The organism is Mesorhizobium sp. M0904 (assembly GCF_040319475.1).
Classification (GTDB): domain Bacteria; phylum Pseudomonadota; class Alphaproteobacteria; order Rhizobiales; family Rhizobiaceae; genus Mesorhizobium.
Genome location: NZ_JAMYOC010000015.1, coordinates 143870 through 161624, shown reverse-complemented (window position 1 = coordinate 161624; position 17755 = coordinate 143870). Strand labels below are relative to the sequence as shown.

Sequence of the window (17755 nt, the reverse complement as noted above, 5' to 3'; positions counted from 1 at the left end):
CGCTCAACTGCCTCTCCAAAGAATCCTTTCTCAGCCTAAACTCAACCCCAAAATCGCCATATGCGATTCCCCTGCCCTCGAGGGGAGGGTCGGCGAGTAGTCGAAGCGAAGCGGAGACTGCGAGACGGGGTGGGGTCGGCGAGGTTGCTCCGACCCCACCCCGCGTCACAAAATGCCGCCGCGCGGCAATTTGCTCCGCGACCCTCCCCTCAAGGGGGAGGGTTAGGAGCTCACCCCTGCGACGGCGTGAACCTTGCCACGAGAGTGTGGTTCTCTGCCGCATAGGTGAACCGGACATGGGTGACGGGGTGCTCGGCGCTCCATGTCCGCCGCTCGATCACCAGGCACGGCGCGCCGGTCTCGATGTCGAGCGCCGCCGCGATGTGCTTTTCGGCGGCAACCGCGCGAATGCGATGCTCGGCCGCACTCCACGGCACGCGCCCGATCAGCCACGGACCGGGCGCGGTCTCGAAAAACGCCTCTTCGGCGGCTTCCGGCACGGCAGCCAGGTTGATCAGCCGCTGCTCGTGGGCAAACGGCCGCTTGCCGGCGAAATGCAGGCATTCCAGCGCCAGCACCGGCCCGGCGACGTCGAGTTCCAGCAGGGCTCGGTCGTCGGCGCTGCTGCGCCTTCCGCTTCGCGCCATGCGCTCATAGCGGTAGGGCAGGCCAAGTGCCTCGACCTCGATCCGGATGTCGTGGATTTCGAGAACGGCCGCCTGCGATTGCGGCCGGCGGACAAAGCTGCCCGAACGACGCCGGCGCTCGATCAGCCCAGCCTTGGCCAGTTGCGACAGCGCCTTGTTCACTGTCATGCGCGAACAATTGTATTCGGCCGTCAGTTCATGCTCGAACGGAATGCGGTGGCCGGGCGCCCAGGCACCCGACAGGATCCGTTCGCTGATGTCCGACAGGATGCGCTGGTGCAGCGAAAGAACCTCGCCGCCGTCCGCGCTTCCAGAATCCGCGCTTATTGTCGCGATCATGCTCATGCCGAAAGCGCCGTCATCACCTTGCGGAACCGCTCGGCGATAGCATCGCGCCTGGCATGCATGCCGCCGCTGACCAGTTTCCTGCCATGCACCCAGACGCAGTCGATCTTGGTGCCGTTGGCAAAAATCCAGACGTCAAGGATTGCATCGCCCGTCTTGCCGGCCAGCGATGGATGCTTGCCGTCGAGCGAGACGAAATCGGCCGGGGCACCTGCTGCGATCTGCGAGGGGCCGGCGCCCAGCGCGGCACTGCCGCCATCGAGCGCTGCGTCGAACAAAGCACGGCCGGTCGAGCCGCCGGCGACGGCCAGCACGTTGCGGGCGCGGTGGGCGAGGCGCTGCGAATATTCGAGCTGCCGCAACTCGTCCGGCAGGCCGATCAGGACGTTTGAATCCGAGCCGATGCCAAAGCGGCCGCCATGCTGCATGAACAAGGACGCGGCAAAGGTGCCGTCGCCGAGATTGGCCTCGGTGATCGGACAAAGGCCGGCAACGGCGCCGCCTTTCGCCATTTGCACCGTCTCTGTGTCGGTCATGTGGGTGGCGTGGATCAGGCACCAGCGCCGGTCGACCTTGGCATTGGCAAGCAGCCATTCGACCGGCCGCGCCCCGGACCAGGCAAGGCAGTCCTCGACCTCCTTCATCTGCTCGGCGACGTGGATGTGGATGGGCCCCTCCGGCGCCATCACCGTGATGTTTTCCAGTTCCTCCGGTGTCACGGCACGCAGGCTGTGCGGGGCGACGCCGACAACGCCTTGATTCAAGCTGCGAACGGATTCGCGGCATTTCTCAACAAGCCGCGAGAACTGGTTCACATTGTTGATGAACCGCCGCTGGCCTTCATTTGGCGCAGCGCCGCCGAAAGAGGAATGCGCGTAGAACACCGGCAACAGCGTCAGCCCGATGCCCGTCTCGGACGCTGCGGCAATGATGCGCTCCGCCATCTCGGCGATGTTGGCATAGGGCCGGCCGTCGCGGTCGTGGTGTAAATAGTGAAACTCGCCGACGCGCGAGAGCCCGGCCTCCAGCATCTCGACATAGAGCTGGGCCGCGACCGCCTCGACCTGGTCCGGCGTCATCGACAGCGCGAAACGGTACATCACCTCGCGCCAGCTCCAGAAACTATCGGCGGAAGGCCCGCGCAATTCGGCAAGCCCGGCCATGCCGCGCTGGAAGGCGTGGCTGTGCAGGTTCGGCATGCCGGATAAAAGGATGGCATGGCGCTCGTCGCCAGGCAGGAGCGAGGTATTCGCCTCGACCGTGGCGATCCTGCCGTCGGAGATGACGATCCGCACATTGCTGTGCCAGCCGTCGGGCAGAAGTGCCTGTTCCGCGAAGATTGCCGTCACGTTTTTCTCCAAATCCCGGTCTGCCATGCGATGATAGTGCTTGCAGTGCCTTTTGATATGTATATACATAATCGTCACCGATTGAAACGGAAAAGATGATGGCTGCAGAGAGCAAAAGCCGGGCAGGGGAGGTTCGCCTGTGGCGCAATGCGCGCCTCGCGACCATGGTGGATAGCAGCACCGGGTCAGGCGTCGTCGAGCACGGTGCAATCGCCGTGCGCAATGGCCGGATTGTCTATGCCGGGCCGGAAGCCGACATGCCGGCAGCGCTCCGCGAAAGCGCCGAGGCGATCGACTGCGACGGTCGCTGGATCACGCCTGGCCTGATCGACTGCCACACTCATCTTGTCCACGCCGGCAACCGTGCCAATGAATTCGAGATGCGGCTGGCCGGCGCCACCTATGAAGAGGTTGCCAAGGCCGGCGGCGGCATCGTTTCCTCGGTCAAGGCGTTGCGCGCCGCCAGCGAGGACGAGCTGGTCGCCCAGTCGCTGCCGCGCCTCGATGCGCTGATCGCCGAAGGCGTCACCACAGTCGAGATCAAATCCGGCTACGGTCTCGACCTCGAAAACGAGAAGAAGTCGTTGCGCGCCGCGCGACGGCTGGGCGGTGAGCGGCCGGTGACGGTCAGGACCACTTTCCTCGGCGCCCATGCGCTGCCGCCCGAAGCAAAAGGTGACAAGGACGCCTTTATCGATCTTGTCGCCAACGAGATTTTGCCGGCCATCGCTGCCGAGGGCCTGGCCGATGCCGTCGACGGCTTTTGCGAAGGCATTGCATTTTGGCCGGAGCAGATCGCCCGCGTGTTCGATGCCGCGAAGGCGGCGGGCCTGCCGGTCAAGCTCCATGCGGACCAGCTGTCCAATCTGCACGGCGCCGAACTTGCGGCGCGCTATCGTGCGCTATCGGCCGACCACCTCGAATATACCGACGAGGCAGGTGCGGCGGCGATGGCGAAGGCCGGAACCGTGGCGACCATCTTGCCCGGCGCCTACTACTTCATCCGCGAGACCAAGAAGCCGCCGATCGCCCTTTTTCGCCAGCATGGCGTCAGGATGGCCGTTGCCACCGATAACAATCCCGGCACGTCGCCGCTGACCTCGCTGCTGCTGACCATGAACATGGCGGCGACGTTGTTCGGCCTGACCGTCGATGAATGCCTTGCCGGCGTCACGCGCGAGGCTGCCCGCGCGCTCGGGCTGCTTGGACAGACCGGTACGCTGGAGGCCGGAAAATCCGCCGATCTGGCGATCTGGGACGTCGAACGCCCAGCCGAACTCGTCTACCGCATGGGCTTCAACCCGCTGCATGCCCGCATCTGGAGGGGACAATGACCGAACTCAAGCTAAGGCCAGGCAATGCCACGCTGGCCGAATGGCGCGCCATCTATCGCGGCGCCGCACTGAGACTCGACGATGCCTGCCGGCCGAAGATCAAGGCCAGCGCCGAGGCTGTCGCCAGGATCGTTGCCAAAGGCGAGCCGGTCTATGGCATCAACACCGGCTTCGGCAAGCTGGCCAGTGTTCGCATCCCCGCCGCCGACCTGGAAACGCTGCAGCGAAACATCGTGCTGTCGCATGCCGCCGGCGTCGGCGAGCCGATACCCGTCGCAATTTGCCGGCTGATGATGGCGCTGAAGCTGGCCAGCCTGGCACAGGGCGCCTCCGGCGTGCGGCCGCGGACCATCGAACTGCTCGAGGCGATGCTGGCCAACGACGTTATTCCCGTGGTGCCGGCGCAAGGCTCGGTTGGCGCTTCCGGCGACCTTGCGCCGCTGTCGCACATGACCGCGGTGATGATCGGCGTCGGCGAGTGCTTTACCCCGCATGGCCGCTTTCCCGCCAAGGTCGCCTTCGTTTCGCACGGCCTGGAGCCGGTGATACTGGGCGCCAAAGAAGGCCTGGCGCTGCTCAACGGCACCCAGTTCTCGACCGCGTATGCGCTTTCCGCTTTGTTCGAAGCGGAGGTGCTCTACCAGTCGGCACTGGTCGCCGGCGCGCTGTCGACCGATGCCGCCAAAGGCTCCGACGCTCCGTTCGATCCACGCATCCATCTGCTCCGGAAACATCGCGGCCAGATCGAGACGGCCGAGGCGTTGCGCAATTTGATGGCCGGCAGCGCCATCCGTGAATCGCACCGCGTCGGCGACGAGCGCGTGCAGGATCCGTATTGCCTGCGCTGCCAGCCGCAGGTGATGGGCGCAGCACTCGACGTGCTCCGCAAGGCCGCGGACACGCTCGCCACCGAGGCCAACGGCGTCACCGACAATCCGCTGATCTTTGCCGAGGACGACTCCGCACTTTCGGGTGGCAATTTCCACGCCGAGCCGGTGGCCTTCGCCGCCGACATGATCGCGCTCGCCGTCTGCGAAATCGGCTCGCTGTCGGAGCGGCGCATCGCCATGCTGGTCGACCCGGCGCTGTCGGGCATGCCGGCCTTTCTCACGCCCAAGCCGGGTTTGAATTCCGGTTTCATGATCCCTCAGGTCACGGCCGCGGCACTGGTTTCTGAAAACAAGCAAAAAGCCTATCCGGCCAGCGTCGATTCGATCCCGACCTCGGCCAACCAGGAAGACCATGTCTCGATGGCGGCGCATGGGGCGCGCCGGCTCATCGGCATGGTCGAGAATGCGACGGCCGTCATCGGCATCGAATTGCTGGCCGCCGCACAGGGCTGCGATTTCCATGCGCCTCTGGCCTCGAGCGCGGCACTGGAGGCGGTGCGCCGGCTGGTCAGGGCAGAGGTGCCGCATCTCGACAACGACCGGCACTTCCACCCGGACATGGAGAAGGCCATCGCCATGGTACGCAGCGGCGCGGCGGTGGAAGCGGCAAGCGCGGTGAAGCTGCCGGGGATTACGTCATGACACTGTTATCGCTGCGTTACGCCGCGATGGGTCGTGTTCCGTCGCGCCCCCCTCTGTCCTGCCGGACATCTCCCCCTCCAGGGGGGAGATTGGCAGCTTCGCGGACTGCGCCCTTTCTGCATCCTACGAGATTGGCGAAAGTAGAGATGATAGCCAATCTCCCCCCTGGAGGGGGAGATGTCCGGCAGGACAGAGGGGGGCGCTGTCCCGCCAACCTCAGCCCGGCAACACCGAAACTTTCAAGGCCAGAAACAAAAAACCCGCCTCGAGGGCGGGTCGTCGGGCTGAATCAGCACCATAGGCAAATTAGTAGCATAGCTGCCGGCACAAAGCAAGAACAAAATACGTCGCAACCGACAAAAAGCGAGATCGGTGTTCAAAGACGGTCGCAAAGTGGCGTTCTGTCGCGTGGAGACTTCCGATGACCTCGCCCTCCTGGCTCACCGTCACCCAAGGCACGGCACCCTTGCTGGTTTCGATCCCGCATACCGGCATCGATCTCGCCGGCCTCGACAGCCGGCTAATCTCGCCCTGGCTCGGTCGCCGTGACGCCGACTGGTGGATCGACAAGCTTTATGACTTCGCAGAAGACCTCGGCGCGACCGTTGTGCATACGGCGATTTCGCGCACCGTCATCGACGTCAACCGCGATCCGTCCGGCGCCTCGCTCTATCCCGGCCAGACGACGACTGGGCTCTGTCCGACCGAGACCTTTGACGGCGATCCACTCTACCGCAAAGGTGAAGAGCCGGGACCGTCGGAGATCGACGAGCGCCGCGAGAAGTTCTTCGTGCCTTATCATGCCGCGCTGCAGGCCGAGATCGACAGGCTGCACGCTTTGCATGGGAAGATCGTCGTCTATGACTGCCATTCGATCCGTTCGGTGCTGCCGCGCCTATTCGAAGGCAAATTACCGGTCTTCAATCTCGGCACCAACGACGGCAAGAGCGCCGATCCGACGCTGCAGGAGAAAGTCAGGCCGATTCTGGGCGAAACCGGCGAGAGCTTCGTCGTCAATGGCCGCTTCAAGGGCGGCTGGATCACGCGCCATTTTGGCCAGCCGCAAAACGGCGTCCACGCGCTGCAGATGGAGCTGTCCAACCGCGGCTATCTGCGCGAGCCCGAAGGCAAGGGCATGCCCGGCAATTGGCCGGTGCCTTACGATGCCGAATTCGCGGCGCCAATCCGCATCACGCTGAGAAAGATCCTGGAAACCGCGATCGCCTGGGCCGAGCGCTGACGCGCGGCGCGCTTCATTCGAAAGGGACAATCATGACCGATCCTCGCCACAACATCCGTGAAGTGCGCAGCCCGCGCGGCAGCGAGCTCAATGCCCGCACCTGGCTGACGGAAGCGCCGTTGCGCATGCTGATGAACAATCTCGACCCAGACGTCGCCGAAAACCCCAACGAGTTGGTCGTCTATGGCGGCATCGGCCGGGCGGCGCGCACCTGGAATGATTTCGACCGCATCGTTGCCTCGCTTAAGACACTCGGCGACGACGAGACGCTGTTGGTGCAATCGGGCAAGCCGGTCGGCGTGTTCCGCACTCATCCTGACGCCCCGCGCGTGCTGATCGCCAATTCCAACCTGGTGCCGCACTGGGCGACATGGGAGAAATTCAACGAGCTCGATAGAAAGGGCCTGATGATGTACGGCCAGATGACGGCCGGCTCGTGGATCTACATCGGCACGCAAGGCATCGTGCAGGGCACCTATGAGACCTTCGTCGAGGCCGGCCGCCAGCACTATGGCGGCAATCTCAGGGGCAAGTGGATACTGACCGGCGGCCTTGGCGGCATGGGCGGTGCCCAGCCGCTCGCCGCGGTCATGGCCGGCGCCTGCTGCCTGGCCGTCGAATGCGATCCCGACCGCATCGATTTCCGGCTGCGCACCCGCTACGTCGACGAACGCGCCGACACGCTCGACGAGGCTCTGGAAAAGATCGAGCGCTGGACCAAAGCCGGTGAAGCGAAATCGGTCGGCCTCGTCGGCAACACCGCCGACATCCTGCCGGAGCTGGTGCGGCGCGGCGTGCGCCCCGACATCGTCACCGACCAGACCTCGGCGCATGACCCGCTCAACGGCTACCTGCCCAAGGGCTGGTCGCTGGCCGAGTGGCGCGAGAAGCGCACCAGCGATCCGAAGGCGGTGGAAAGGGCTGCCCGCGCGTCGATGCGCGAGCACGTCGAGGCGATGGTGGCGTTCTGGAACGCCGGCGTGCCGACGCTCGACTACGGCAACAACATCCGCCAGGTGGCGAAGGAGGAGGGCTTCGAGAATGCTTTTGCCTTCCCAGGTTTCGTGCCGGCTTATATCCGTCCGCTGTTTTGCCGCGGCATCGGCCCGTTCCGCTGGGCAGCGCTTTCCGGAGACCCCGAGGATATCTACAAGACCGAAGCCAAAGTGCGCGAACTCACGCCCGGCAACACCCATCTGCACAATTGGCTCGACATGGCGCGCGAGCGCATTGCCTTCCAGGGCCTGCCGGCGCGCATTTGCTGGGTTGGGCTCGGCGATCGCCATCGGCTCGGCCTCGCCTTCAACGAGATGGTCGCCAGGGGCGAACTGAAGGCACCGGTGGTCATCGGCCGCGATCACCTCGATTCCGGCTCGGTCGCCTCGCCGAACCGCGAGACGGAGGCGATGAAGGACGGCTCGGATGCCGTCTCCGACTGGCCGCTGCTCAACGCCCTGCTCAACACCGCGTCCGGCGCCACCTGGGTTTCGCTGCACCATGGCGGCGGCGTCGGCATGGGCTTTTCGCAGCATGCCGGCATGGTCATCGTCGCCGACGGCACGCCCGAGGCGGCCAAGCGCCTGGAGCGGGTTCTGTGGAACGACCCGGCGACCGGCGTCATGCGCCACGCCGATGCCGGCTATGACATCGCGATCGAGTGCGCCAGGGAGAACCAGCTCAACCTGCCCGGCATTTTGGGCTGAGCCGCGCCTTGCGCATCCTTCGGGCAGCCGAATACCGGTCGATGCCGTGGAAGAACGCCGGCGGGGTCACGACGGAGATTGTCGTGTCGCCGCCAGGTGCCGGGCTCGACGATTTCGACTGGCGCGTCTCGATGGCGCGCGTCGAGGGCAGCGGCCCGTTCTCCGGCTTCGCCGGCGTCGACCGGACCTTGGCCTTGCTGGAAGGCGAGGGCATGGTCCTCGATATCGCCGGCCGGCCGCCGGTCGAAATCACCAAGGCTTCCGGCCCGCTTGCCTTTCCGGCCGACGTGCCGACGCAAGCCACGCTGATCGCTGGCCCGATCATCGACCTCAACGTCATGACCCGCCGCGCCCGGGCGACCCACACGGTCGAGCGGCTGCTGATTTCGGCTCCGACGGAGATCCAGGCCGAAGCCGATGAAACACTTATTCTGTGCGTCGACGGCGAACTCAGCGTGGCCGGCGCGGCGCCCGTGCAACTTGGGCCGCTCGACGCGCTGTTGCTCGGGGCGCAAGCGCCGGAACTGCGCCTGGATGCGGTCCGGCCGGCGATGCTGTTCGTGATCCGCATCGACCGCACTGCCGGCAACGATTAACGTCTGTTTCCAAACATGATCGTGACGCCGGCCAAATATCGCGTAAGCTGGTCGCTGCATCACGAAAAAGCCTGAATCTTCCGCCGATCAGAAGCCGAAACGATGCTCATAGTGCTCGCCTGGAAGTTGTCGAGAGACGGCATCTTGTCGTGGTGCGGAAACAAACTTTCGGCCAAGTGTTGCGATGCAACCAATTGCATTTGGACCGGTTTTAGGGACATTGCCGTGGCGGTGACGCCGCACTGCGTCCCCAACACGGAACCTTAGATGAATATCCAGACCAATCTTGCACAGATCGAAAAGACGAGCGCCAGCTTCCCGGCTGTCACCGACGAGCCGATACGCTCCCATTTCCTGCCGGAAGATCGGCTCCGAGCGTTGGGCGCAGCCCTTGCCAATGGCGATGCCAAGGATTTGTTCGGTCTGACGCCTTTCGATTTTCAGGCGCGCATCCGCGACAGCGCCAGGAAGATTCTCGATGTCTACCGTTCCACCAACGCTGCCCAGGCGAGGGGCGAAACGATCACGCCCGCGGCGCAGTGGCTGCTCGACAACAACTACCTGGTCGAGGAGACCATTTTTCAGGTCAAGCGCGACCTGCCGCGCCGCTTCTACCGCCAGTTGCCGACGCTGAAACTGTCGGATGGATCCAGCGTGCCGCGCGCCCTGGCGGTCGCGTGGACCTATGTCGCGCATTCCGACAGTTCCGTCTCGTCGGCCATGTTCAAGGCGATCGTCGAAGGCTTCCAGTCCGTCGAGCCGCTGAAGATTGGCGAATTATGGGCGCTGCCGTCGCTGCTGCGCTTCGTCCTGATCGAGAACCTTCGCCGGATCGCGGTCCGCGTCAATCGCACGCGGGAACTGCGCCAGATCGCCAACGAGGTCGCCGACCGTGTGCTGGCGACGGACGACAGCGCCGACCGGCAGGCGATACTTTCCCACTACAGCGCCCATGCGCAGGACACCACCTTCGCCACCCAGTTGCTCTACCGGCTGCGTGACGGCTCGCAAAATGCCGGCAGGGCGCTGGAATGGCTGGAAGGCGAGCTGGAAAGGACCGGCTCCGACGCCGAGGAGATCATCCTCAGCGAGCACCACACGCTGTCCAGCGGCAACGTGACCACCGGCAACATCATCCGCGGCCTGCGCCTGATCAACGACGTCGACTGGACGGTGTGGTTCGAGGGCGTCAGCCGCATCGACACCTTGCTGCGCGAACGCACCGATTTCGCCGCGCTCGATTTCTTTTCGCGCGACCAATACCGGACTGCGATCGAGGAGCTGGCGCGCCGTTCCGATCTCTCCGAATTTCGCGTTGCCGAAAGGGCGATCGAGCTCGCCGGCCATGCTGCCGATGCACCGGGCTCCGAAAGCGGTCCGATCGCTCACACCGACGTCGGCTTCTTTCTGGTCGGCCCGCGCCGGCAGGAACTCGAGCGGTCGATCGGCTACCGGCCGACCATCGGCAAGACGCTGAACCGGACGTTCCGCAAGACCGGATGGCTGGGCATCGTCGTGCCGGTGTTTGCCCTGACGGTCCTGCTTCTGGTCGTTTCCGGCAATGCGCTTGCCAATCTCGGCCTGTCGGTGCCGTCGATCGTCCTGATGCTGGCCCTGTTCGCGGTGCCGGCCAGCGAAGGCGCGCTCGCATTCTTCAACACCGTCGTCTCGCTGTTTTTGAAACCGACGCGTCTCGTCGGCTATGATTTCAGGCACGGTGTGCCGCCCGAGGCGCGCACGCTGGTGGTGGTGCCGTCGCTGATCGGCTCGCGCGACGATGTCGAGGAGAACATCCGCAACATCGAGGTGCATCACCTCGCCAACACGGCGGGTGAGGTCTATTTCGCGCTGCTTTCCGACTGGCCGGACTCGAAGACCGAGATCGATACGGCGGATGTCGAAATCCTCGAATTCGCCCGCGCCGAAATCGCCAGGCTGAACGCCCGCTATCCCTCGGAAGGCGCACCGCGCTTTTATCTGCTGCATCGGCGCCGGCTCTACAACGCATCGCAAGGCGTCTGGATGGGCTGGGAGCGCAAGCGCGGCAAGCTGCACGAATTGAACCTTCTGCTGCGCGGCGACAGCGACACCACCTTCTTGCCGTTGGAAGTGCCATTGCCGGAGAGCGTCGTCCACGTCATGACGCTGGACGCCGACACCCGCACCACCCGCGACGCCGTCGCTGCGCTGGCCGGCAAGCTTTGCCACCCGCTCAACCGTCCGCATTTCGATGTCGCACGGCGCGAGGTTACTGCAGGTTATTCCATCCTGCAGCCGCGCATCACCGCGTCGCTGACCAGCGGCGACGAGGCATCGTTCTTTCAGCGTGTCTTTTCCGCCAATCGCGGGCTCGATCCGTACGTCTTTGCCGTGTCAGACCTCTACCAGGACATCTTCGGCGACGGTTCCTTCACCGGCAAGGGTCTTTACCATGTCGACGCCTTCGAGGCGGCGCTGAAGGGCCGCATCGAGGAAAACACCATCCTCAGCCATGATCTGCTCGAAGGCGCCCTGGCGCGCTCGGCCTTGGTCACCGACGTCGAACTGGTCGAGGACTATCCGACCCGCTATTCGGTCGATGCGTCGCGCCACCATCGCTGGGCACGCGGCGACTGGCAGCTTCTGGGCTTCATCCTTGGCCCGCGCTCAAACGTGCCGGCGCTGTCGCGCTGGAAGATGGTGGACAATCTGCGCCGCTCGGTGACGCCGATCTTCTGGGTGATGGCCGCGATCGCCGGCTGGACGCTGCTGCCCTTCACGCAGGCCGCGCAATGGCAGGCGCTGCTGATCCTCACGCTGTTCATGGCGCCCACTTTCGACATCGTCAACGCCATCCTGCCGAAGAGCGGCGATCAGACGCCGCGCGGCCATTTCTCGGCACTGGCACGCGACGTTGCCTTCGGTACCGCCCTGGTGGCGCTGAAGATTGTCCTGATGGCGCACCTAGCCTGGATGATGGGCGACGCAATCATCCGCACGCTCTACCGCCTGTTCGTCAGCCGCCAGAACCTGCTCGAATGGCGCACCGCCTCGCAGGCACACAAGGGCAGCGACAACGATCTCGGCTCCTACTACAGCATCATGTACGGCGCCGTGATCATCGGCGTCGTCGGCCTCGCCGTCCCGGTGCTGGCCGATTCCACCGGCGCCTTCGTCGCCTTCTTCTTTGCCTTGTTCTGGATCGGCTCGCCCGCCATCGCCTGCTGGATCAGCCGTTCGGCCGAAACCGAGGACCGCCTGCGCATATCGGCCGCCGACATCCACGCGCTGCGCACCGTGGCGCGGCGTACATGGCACTATTTCGAGACTTTCGTGACGGCCGAGCATCACCATCTGCCGCCGGATAATTTCCAGGAAAGCCCGGCCCCCGTGGTGGCGCCCCGCACCTCGCCGACCAATATCGGCGTCTACCTGCTGTCGGTGATTTCGGCACGCGATTTCGGCTGGATCAGCCTCTCCGACGCCGTCAACCGCATCGACGCGACCATGTCGACCATCGAGAGCATGCCGCGCGATCGCGGTCATCTCTTCAACTGGTACGACACCACGACGTTGAAGCCGCTCTATCCGCTTTACATTTCTGCAGTCGACAGCGGCAATCTCGCCGGCCATCTGGTGGCTGTGGCCGCAGCCTGCGCCGAATGGGCCGAAGCGCCGTCGGTGCATGTGCAGGGCGACTTCGAAGGCATCCTCGATACTGTCACCATCCTCGACGAAAGCCTTGAGGAACTGCCCGACGACCGGCGTCAATTGCGGCCCTTGCGCCAGCGGCTCGCCGACCGTCTCGACGGCATGCGGCGGGCGGTCGAATTGATCAAGGCGCAGCCGGAGATGGCGTCGATCCGTACCATCAACCTGGCCGTCCTGGCCGGCGAGATACGCAAGCTCGCGACAGCCATCCACACCGAGGCCGCGTCGACCCAGAGCGACACCATCGCCGATTGGGCGGCCAGGCTCGAAGCCACCTGCGAGGCGCATGTGCACGACGCGCACAGCGACGAAAACGCCGTCGCGGCATTGCGGGCCAAGCTTCTGACGTTGCGCGAGCGCACGCGCCGTTTCGCCTTCGAGATGGATTTCTCGTTCCTGATGCGGCCCGAACGCAAGCTCCTGTCGATCGGTTACCGGGTCGAGGAGCATCAGCTCGACGAAAGCTGCTACGATCTTTTGGCCTCCGAGGCGCGGCTGACCAGCCTGTTCGCCATCGCCAAGGGCGATTTGCCGACCGAGCACTGGTTCCGGCTCGGCCGGCCGATCGTCGAGATCGGCTTCCAGGGCGCACTGATGTCCTGGTCCGGCTCGATGTTCGAATATCTGATGCCGCCCCTGGTGATGAAGGAACCGCAAGGCAGCATTCTCAACCAGACCAGCAAGCTCATCATCAAGCGCCAGATCCAGTATGGCCGTTCGAAGAACGTTCCCTGGGGGATTTCGGAAGCGGCCTACAACGCCCGCGACCGTGAACTGACCTATCAGTACACCAATTTCGGCGTGCCCGGGCTCGGCCTGAAGCGCGGCCTTGGCCAAAATACGGTAATCGCGCCTTACGCGACCGTGCTGGCAGCGCAGTTCACGCCGCATGAATCCGTGCAGAACCTGGCCAGGCTGAGGCGGCTGGGCGCGCTGGGCCGGCACGGCTTTTACGACGCGGTGGATTTCACGCCGCAACGCGTCCCCGAGGGCACCGACCACGCCGTCGTGCTCAACTACATGGCCCACCACTCCGGCATGTCGATTGCCGCAGTTGCCGATGCGATCTTCGAAGGGCGCCTGCGCGATCGCTTCCACAGCGATCCGGTGATCGAGTCGGCCGAATTGCTGCTGCAGGAAAGGGCGCCGCGCGACATCCCGACTGCGACCGTCAGGACCGAGGCCGACGAGCGCTCGAAGGACGAGACCGAGCTGGAAAGCCCGGACACCCGCATCGTGCTCGATCCGCTCAAGGCGCTGCGCTCGACCAGTGTCATGTCCAATGGCCGCTACTCGGTCATGGTCACCGCCACCGGCTCCGGCTACAGCCGCTGGGGCGACCTTGCCGTTACGCGCTGGCAGCCGGATCCGACCGAGGACCGCCTTGGTTCCTATATTTTCCTGCGCGACGCCAGTAACGGCGACTGGTGGTCGGCCACCGCGGAGCCGAAGCGTGCCGCCGGCGAGCGGGCGCAGACGCTGTTTTCCGACGACAAGGCGAGCTTCGTCAAATCGGTTGGATCGCTGCGTTCGGAAGTCGAGTGCATCGTCATCTCGGAAGGCAATGGTGAGGGCCGACGGGTGACGCTCCACAATGATGGCCCCGCCGACCGGCATATCGAAGTAACCTCGTTTGCGGAACTGGTGCTGGGCTCCGAGCCCTCCGATAATGCCCATCCGGCTTTTTCGAAGATGTTCGTGGAAACCGAGATCGCGCCGAACAACGGCGCGATCTTCGCCACCAGGCGCAAGCGCGAAAAGGATGAACCCGACGTCACCATGGTGCATTTCGTCACCGACCCGTCTGGATCGGCGCGCGACGCCGAGGCGGAAACCGACAGGCGCGCCTTCATCGGCCGTGGCCGCACCATCACCGAGGCGGCTGCCTTTGATCCCGGCGCCAAGCTTGGCGGCCATTCCGGCTTCACCCTGGATCCGATCGCCTCGCTTCGCCGGCAGGTGCGCGTGCCGGCCAACAAGAAGATTTCGCTGACCTTCTGGACCGTCGTCGGTACCCATCGCGCCGAATTGGATGCCGCCATCGCCCGGCTCGACCATCCCGAAAGCTTCGCCCGCCAGGCGATGCTCGCCTGGACGCGCTCGCAGGTGCAGACCCGGCACCTTGGCCTCAGTCTGTCGGACGCCGCCAATGTGCAGAAGCTGGCGCGCTATCTGATCTATCCCGACCCGTTCCTGCGCCTTCCCGGCGAATCCATCGTCTCCGGGCTCGGCAGGCAGTCCAGCCTGTGGCCGACCAGCATATCCGGCGATTTTCCGATTTTCCTGGTCAGGATCGCCGATGTCGCCGATCTGGAGATCGTCGCCCAGGCGCTTCGCTTCCAGGAATACATGCGCGCCCGCGGCATGATGATCGATTTTGTCGTCGTCAACGAGCAGGCGTCATCCTACGTGCAGGACCTGCAGCGCGCGGTGGAGACGCTGTGCGAAAACAGCCGGTTGCGTGGCAAGGAACTCGGACCCCGCCAGCACATCTTCGCGGTGCGACGCGATCTGATGGAGGAAACGACCTACAGGACCTTGCTCGCCGTCGCTCGGGTGGTGCTGCATACGCGCAACGGCACCATCTTCGACCAGATCGAGCGTGCCGAGGCCGCGGCACTGCAGGCGCGGGACGCCGCCCTCCAGCCGGCAGACCTTGCCGCGCTTCGCGAGCCGTCCTTGCCGGTGCCGACGTCGCAAGCATCTGCCGCACAGGCACTGATCGAGGGCCGCGTCGACGGCAGCGGGCTCGACCAATGGAACGGTTTCGGCGGCTTCGACGGCGACGGACGCCACTACGTCGTGCGTCTTGCCGGCCGGCGCACGACGCCGCAGCCGTGGATCAACGTCATCTCCAACCCATCGTTCGGGTTCCACATTTCGGCTGAAGGCGCTGCCTTCACCTGGAGCCGCAACAGTCGCGACTATCAGTTGACGCCATGGTCGAACGATCCGGTCACCAACCGGCCGGGCGAGGGCATCTATATCTACGATCATGCCAGTGGCAGGGCGTTCTCGCCGATGGCTGCCGTGGTTCGTGATCCGACAATGACCTACGAAACCTGGCACGGGCAGGGTTTTTCGACGTTCCGCTCACAACGCGGGCCGCTGTCGATGGACCTGACCCATGTCGTCGATCCCGTCGATCCGGTGAAGATATCGCGGCTGCGCATCCAGAATTCGGGTTCGGTGCCGATGCGGCTGCGCGTCTACGCCTATGCGGAATGGGTTCTTGGCGGCCATCGCTCGCGCACCGCTGCAAGCGTCGTTCCGTCGAGGGATGCCGCAACCGGCGCATTGCTGGCGCAAAATCCCTATGGACTCGATTTCGGCGAGCGAATCGCCTTTCTGGCCGCCGACGGTGCGGTGCATTCGGTCACCGCCGACCGCGGCGAATTCATCGGCAGGCAAGGCACGAGCGAGTTTCCGCATGCGGTGCTGAGCGGCGCCGACCTGTCGGGCCGCGTAGAGGCCGGCGACGATCCCTGCGCGGCCATCGCACGCGACATCGACATCGCTGCCGGTGGCGACGTCACGCTGCTCTGGCTGCTCGGCGACGCGGCCTCGCCCGACGAGGCCAGCGCGCTGGTGCAGACCCACCGCTCCAGGGATTTCGATCAGCGGCTGGCCGACAACGAGCGCACATGGCGCGGTTTTCTCGACACCATCCAGGTCGAGACGCCGGACAAGGCCCTCGACGCCATGGTCAATCACTGGCTGCCCTATCAGAGCCTGGCCTGCCGCATCCGTGCCCGCTCTGCGTTCTATCAGGCGAGCGGTGCCTTCGGCTTCCGCGATCAGTTGCAGGACACGTTGGCTTTGCTGGCGCACGACCCCAAGCTGGCGCGCGATCAGATCCTCAACGCGGCGCGGCGGCAATTTCCCGAAGGCGACGTGCAGCATTGGTGGCTGCCGCGCACCGAGGCCGGCGTCCGCACCATGATCTCTGACGACGTGGTCTGGCTGGCCCACGCTACCGCGCGCTACCTGCTGGTGACCGGTGACACCGCGATCCTGAAGGAGCAACTGCCCTTCATCGAAGGGCAGGCGCTGAGCGAAGGCGAGCACGATGCGTTCTTCATCCCGGAAATCTCGAAGAAGACAGCCTCGCTCTACGACCACTGCGCGCGGGCGCTCGATCTTGCTGTCAAGCGCAGCAGCCCGGCCGGGCTGCCGCTGATCCTCGGCGGCGACTGGAACGACGGCATGAACCGCGTCGGCGAGCACGGCAAGGGCGAGAGCGTATGGCTGGGCTGGTTCCTGCTGAAGACGCTGGGCGAATTTGCCGATGTCGCCAAGGCGGAGCGCGATGCAAAGCGCGTGCAAGCCTGGACGAAGCACGCCGAGGTGCTGAAGCGGGCGCTGGAAAGCACCGCCTGGGATGGCGAGTGGTATCGGCGCGGCAGCTTCGACGACGGCACGCCGCTCGGCTCGCGCAAGTCGGACGAGTGCAAGATCGACTCGATCGCCCAGTCCTGGAGTGTGCTTTCGGGCGAGGGCGACCCGGCGCGGTCGACCACGGCAATGGGGCAGGCGATGAAAGCGCTCGTCGACGACGAGCTCAAGATCGTAAAACTGTTCACTCCGCCCTTCTCGAAGACGGAAAAGGACCCGGGCTACATCAAGAGCTATCCGCCTGGGGTCCGTGAAAACGGCGGCCAATACACGCACGCCGCGACATGGTTCGTCATTGCGCTCGCCGAGATGGGGCGCACCGACGATGCCTACCGCTGCCTTTCGATGCTAAATCCGGTCAACCATGCGCTCGATGAAGCCGCGGCAGAGCGCTACCGCGTGGAACCTTACGTCGTCGCGGCCGATGTTTATTCCGGGCAAGACAAGGGCGGCCGCGGCGGCTGGACCTGGTATACCGGGTCGGCGGGCTGGCTTTATCGTGCTGCGGTCGAGAGCATTCTCGGCATAGAGCGCCGCGGACAGCGCCTCCAGTTCACGCCGCGACTTCCCAGCCATTGGGACGGCTATTCGGCAACCCTGAAGATGCTGGGCGCCGAGATCAAGGTACGCGTCGTCCGCGACAAAAAGGCCCGGGCCATCTCACTTGAAGTGAATGGCACGAAGACCAAATCTTCGTCCTTCGAGCCAAAAGCCGGCGACAATGCCGAGGTGGTCGTTAGAATACCGACCTAGATTCAAGGACTTGGAGCGTCGCTCAGGGTTCCCCAGGGCACGCGCGGGCGCTCCAAGTGCCTCTACCGGTTATATTTGCGTTTGACCTTGCTGAATGCCTGCACACGACTTTGGACGTCGTGCCTGGGGTCTTGCTGATTAAAAATGTGGCAGTGCTTTCCAGTTGCCATG

8 protein-coding genes are annotated in these 17755 nt (G+C 64.6%); 6 read left to right on the top strand and 2 right to left on the bottom strand.

What is annotated here, in order from left to right:
- Window positions 1-230 precede the first annotated feature (230 nt).
- Together hutC and NKH80_RS17695 are read right to left on the bottom strand one after the other, a co-directional pair.
- A complete protein-coding gene (gene hutC, locus NKH80_RS17700) occupies window positions 231-992 on the bottom strand; it encodes a histidine utilization transcriptional repressor HutC (protein ID WP_352506564.1) in 762 nt (253 codons plus the stop codon).
- Window positions 989-2341, bottom strand: a complete 1353-nt coding sequence (locus NKH80_RS17695) for a formimidoylglutamate deiminase (protein ID WP_352992719.1) — start codon at window positions 2339-2341, stop codon at window positions 989-991. The genes hutC and NKH80_RS17695 overlap by 4 nt, the downstream gene beginning before the upstream one ends.
- Before the next feature lie 98 nt (window positions 2342-2439).
- On the opposite strand from NKH80_RS17695, the gene hutI reads away from it, so the two are divergent.
- The 6 genes from hutI to NKH80_RS17665 all read left to right on the top strand — a co-directional run bounded on the left by hutI (window position 2440) and on the right by NKH80_RS17665 (window position 17584).
- Window positions 2440-3675: an imidazolonepropionase gene (hutI, locus tag NKH80_RS17690; protein ID WP_352738316.1), complete on the top strand. Its 1236-nt coding sequence runs from the start codon at window positions 2440-2442 to the stop codon at window positions 3673-3675.
- Window positions 3672-5207: a histidine ammonia-lyase gene (gene hutH / locus NKH80_RS17685; protein ID WP_352992717.1), complete on the top strand. Its 1536-nt coding sequence runs from the start codon at window positions 3672-3674 to the stop codon at window positions 5205-5207. The genes hutI and hutH overlap by 4 nt, the downstream gene beginning before the upstream one ends.
- A 421-nt stretch (window positions 5208-5628) precedes the next feature.
- A complete protein-coding gene (gene hutG, locus NKH80_RS17680; RefSeq protein ID WP_352992716.1) occupies window positions 5629-6447 on the top strand; it encodes an N-formylglutamate deformylase in 819 nt (272 codons plus the stop codon).
- A 32-nt stretch (window positions 6448-6479) separates the two neighbouring features.
- Window positions 6480-8150: a urocanate hydratase gene (gene hutU / locus NKH80_RS17675; protein WP_352992714.1), complete on the top strand. Its 1671-nt coding sequence runs from the start codon at window positions 6480-6482 to the stop codon at window positions 8148-8150.
- Window positions 8151-8158: 8 nt separating this feature from the next.
- Window positions 8159-8746 carry a HutD/Ves family protein gene (locus NKH80_RS17670; protein WP_352992712.1) on the top strand — a complete coding sequence of 196 codons (588 nt, stop codon included), beginning with the start codon at window positions 8159-8161 and terminating at the stop codon, window positions 8744-8746.
- 267 nt (window positions 8747-9013) lie between these two features.
- On the top strand, window positions 9014-17584 hold the full coding sequence (locus NKH80_RS17665) for a glycoside hydrolase family 94 protein (RefSeq protein WP_352992710.1): 8571 nt from the start codon (window positions 9014-9016) through the stop codon (window positions 17582-17584).
- Window positions 17585-17755: the final 171 nt, after the last annotated feature.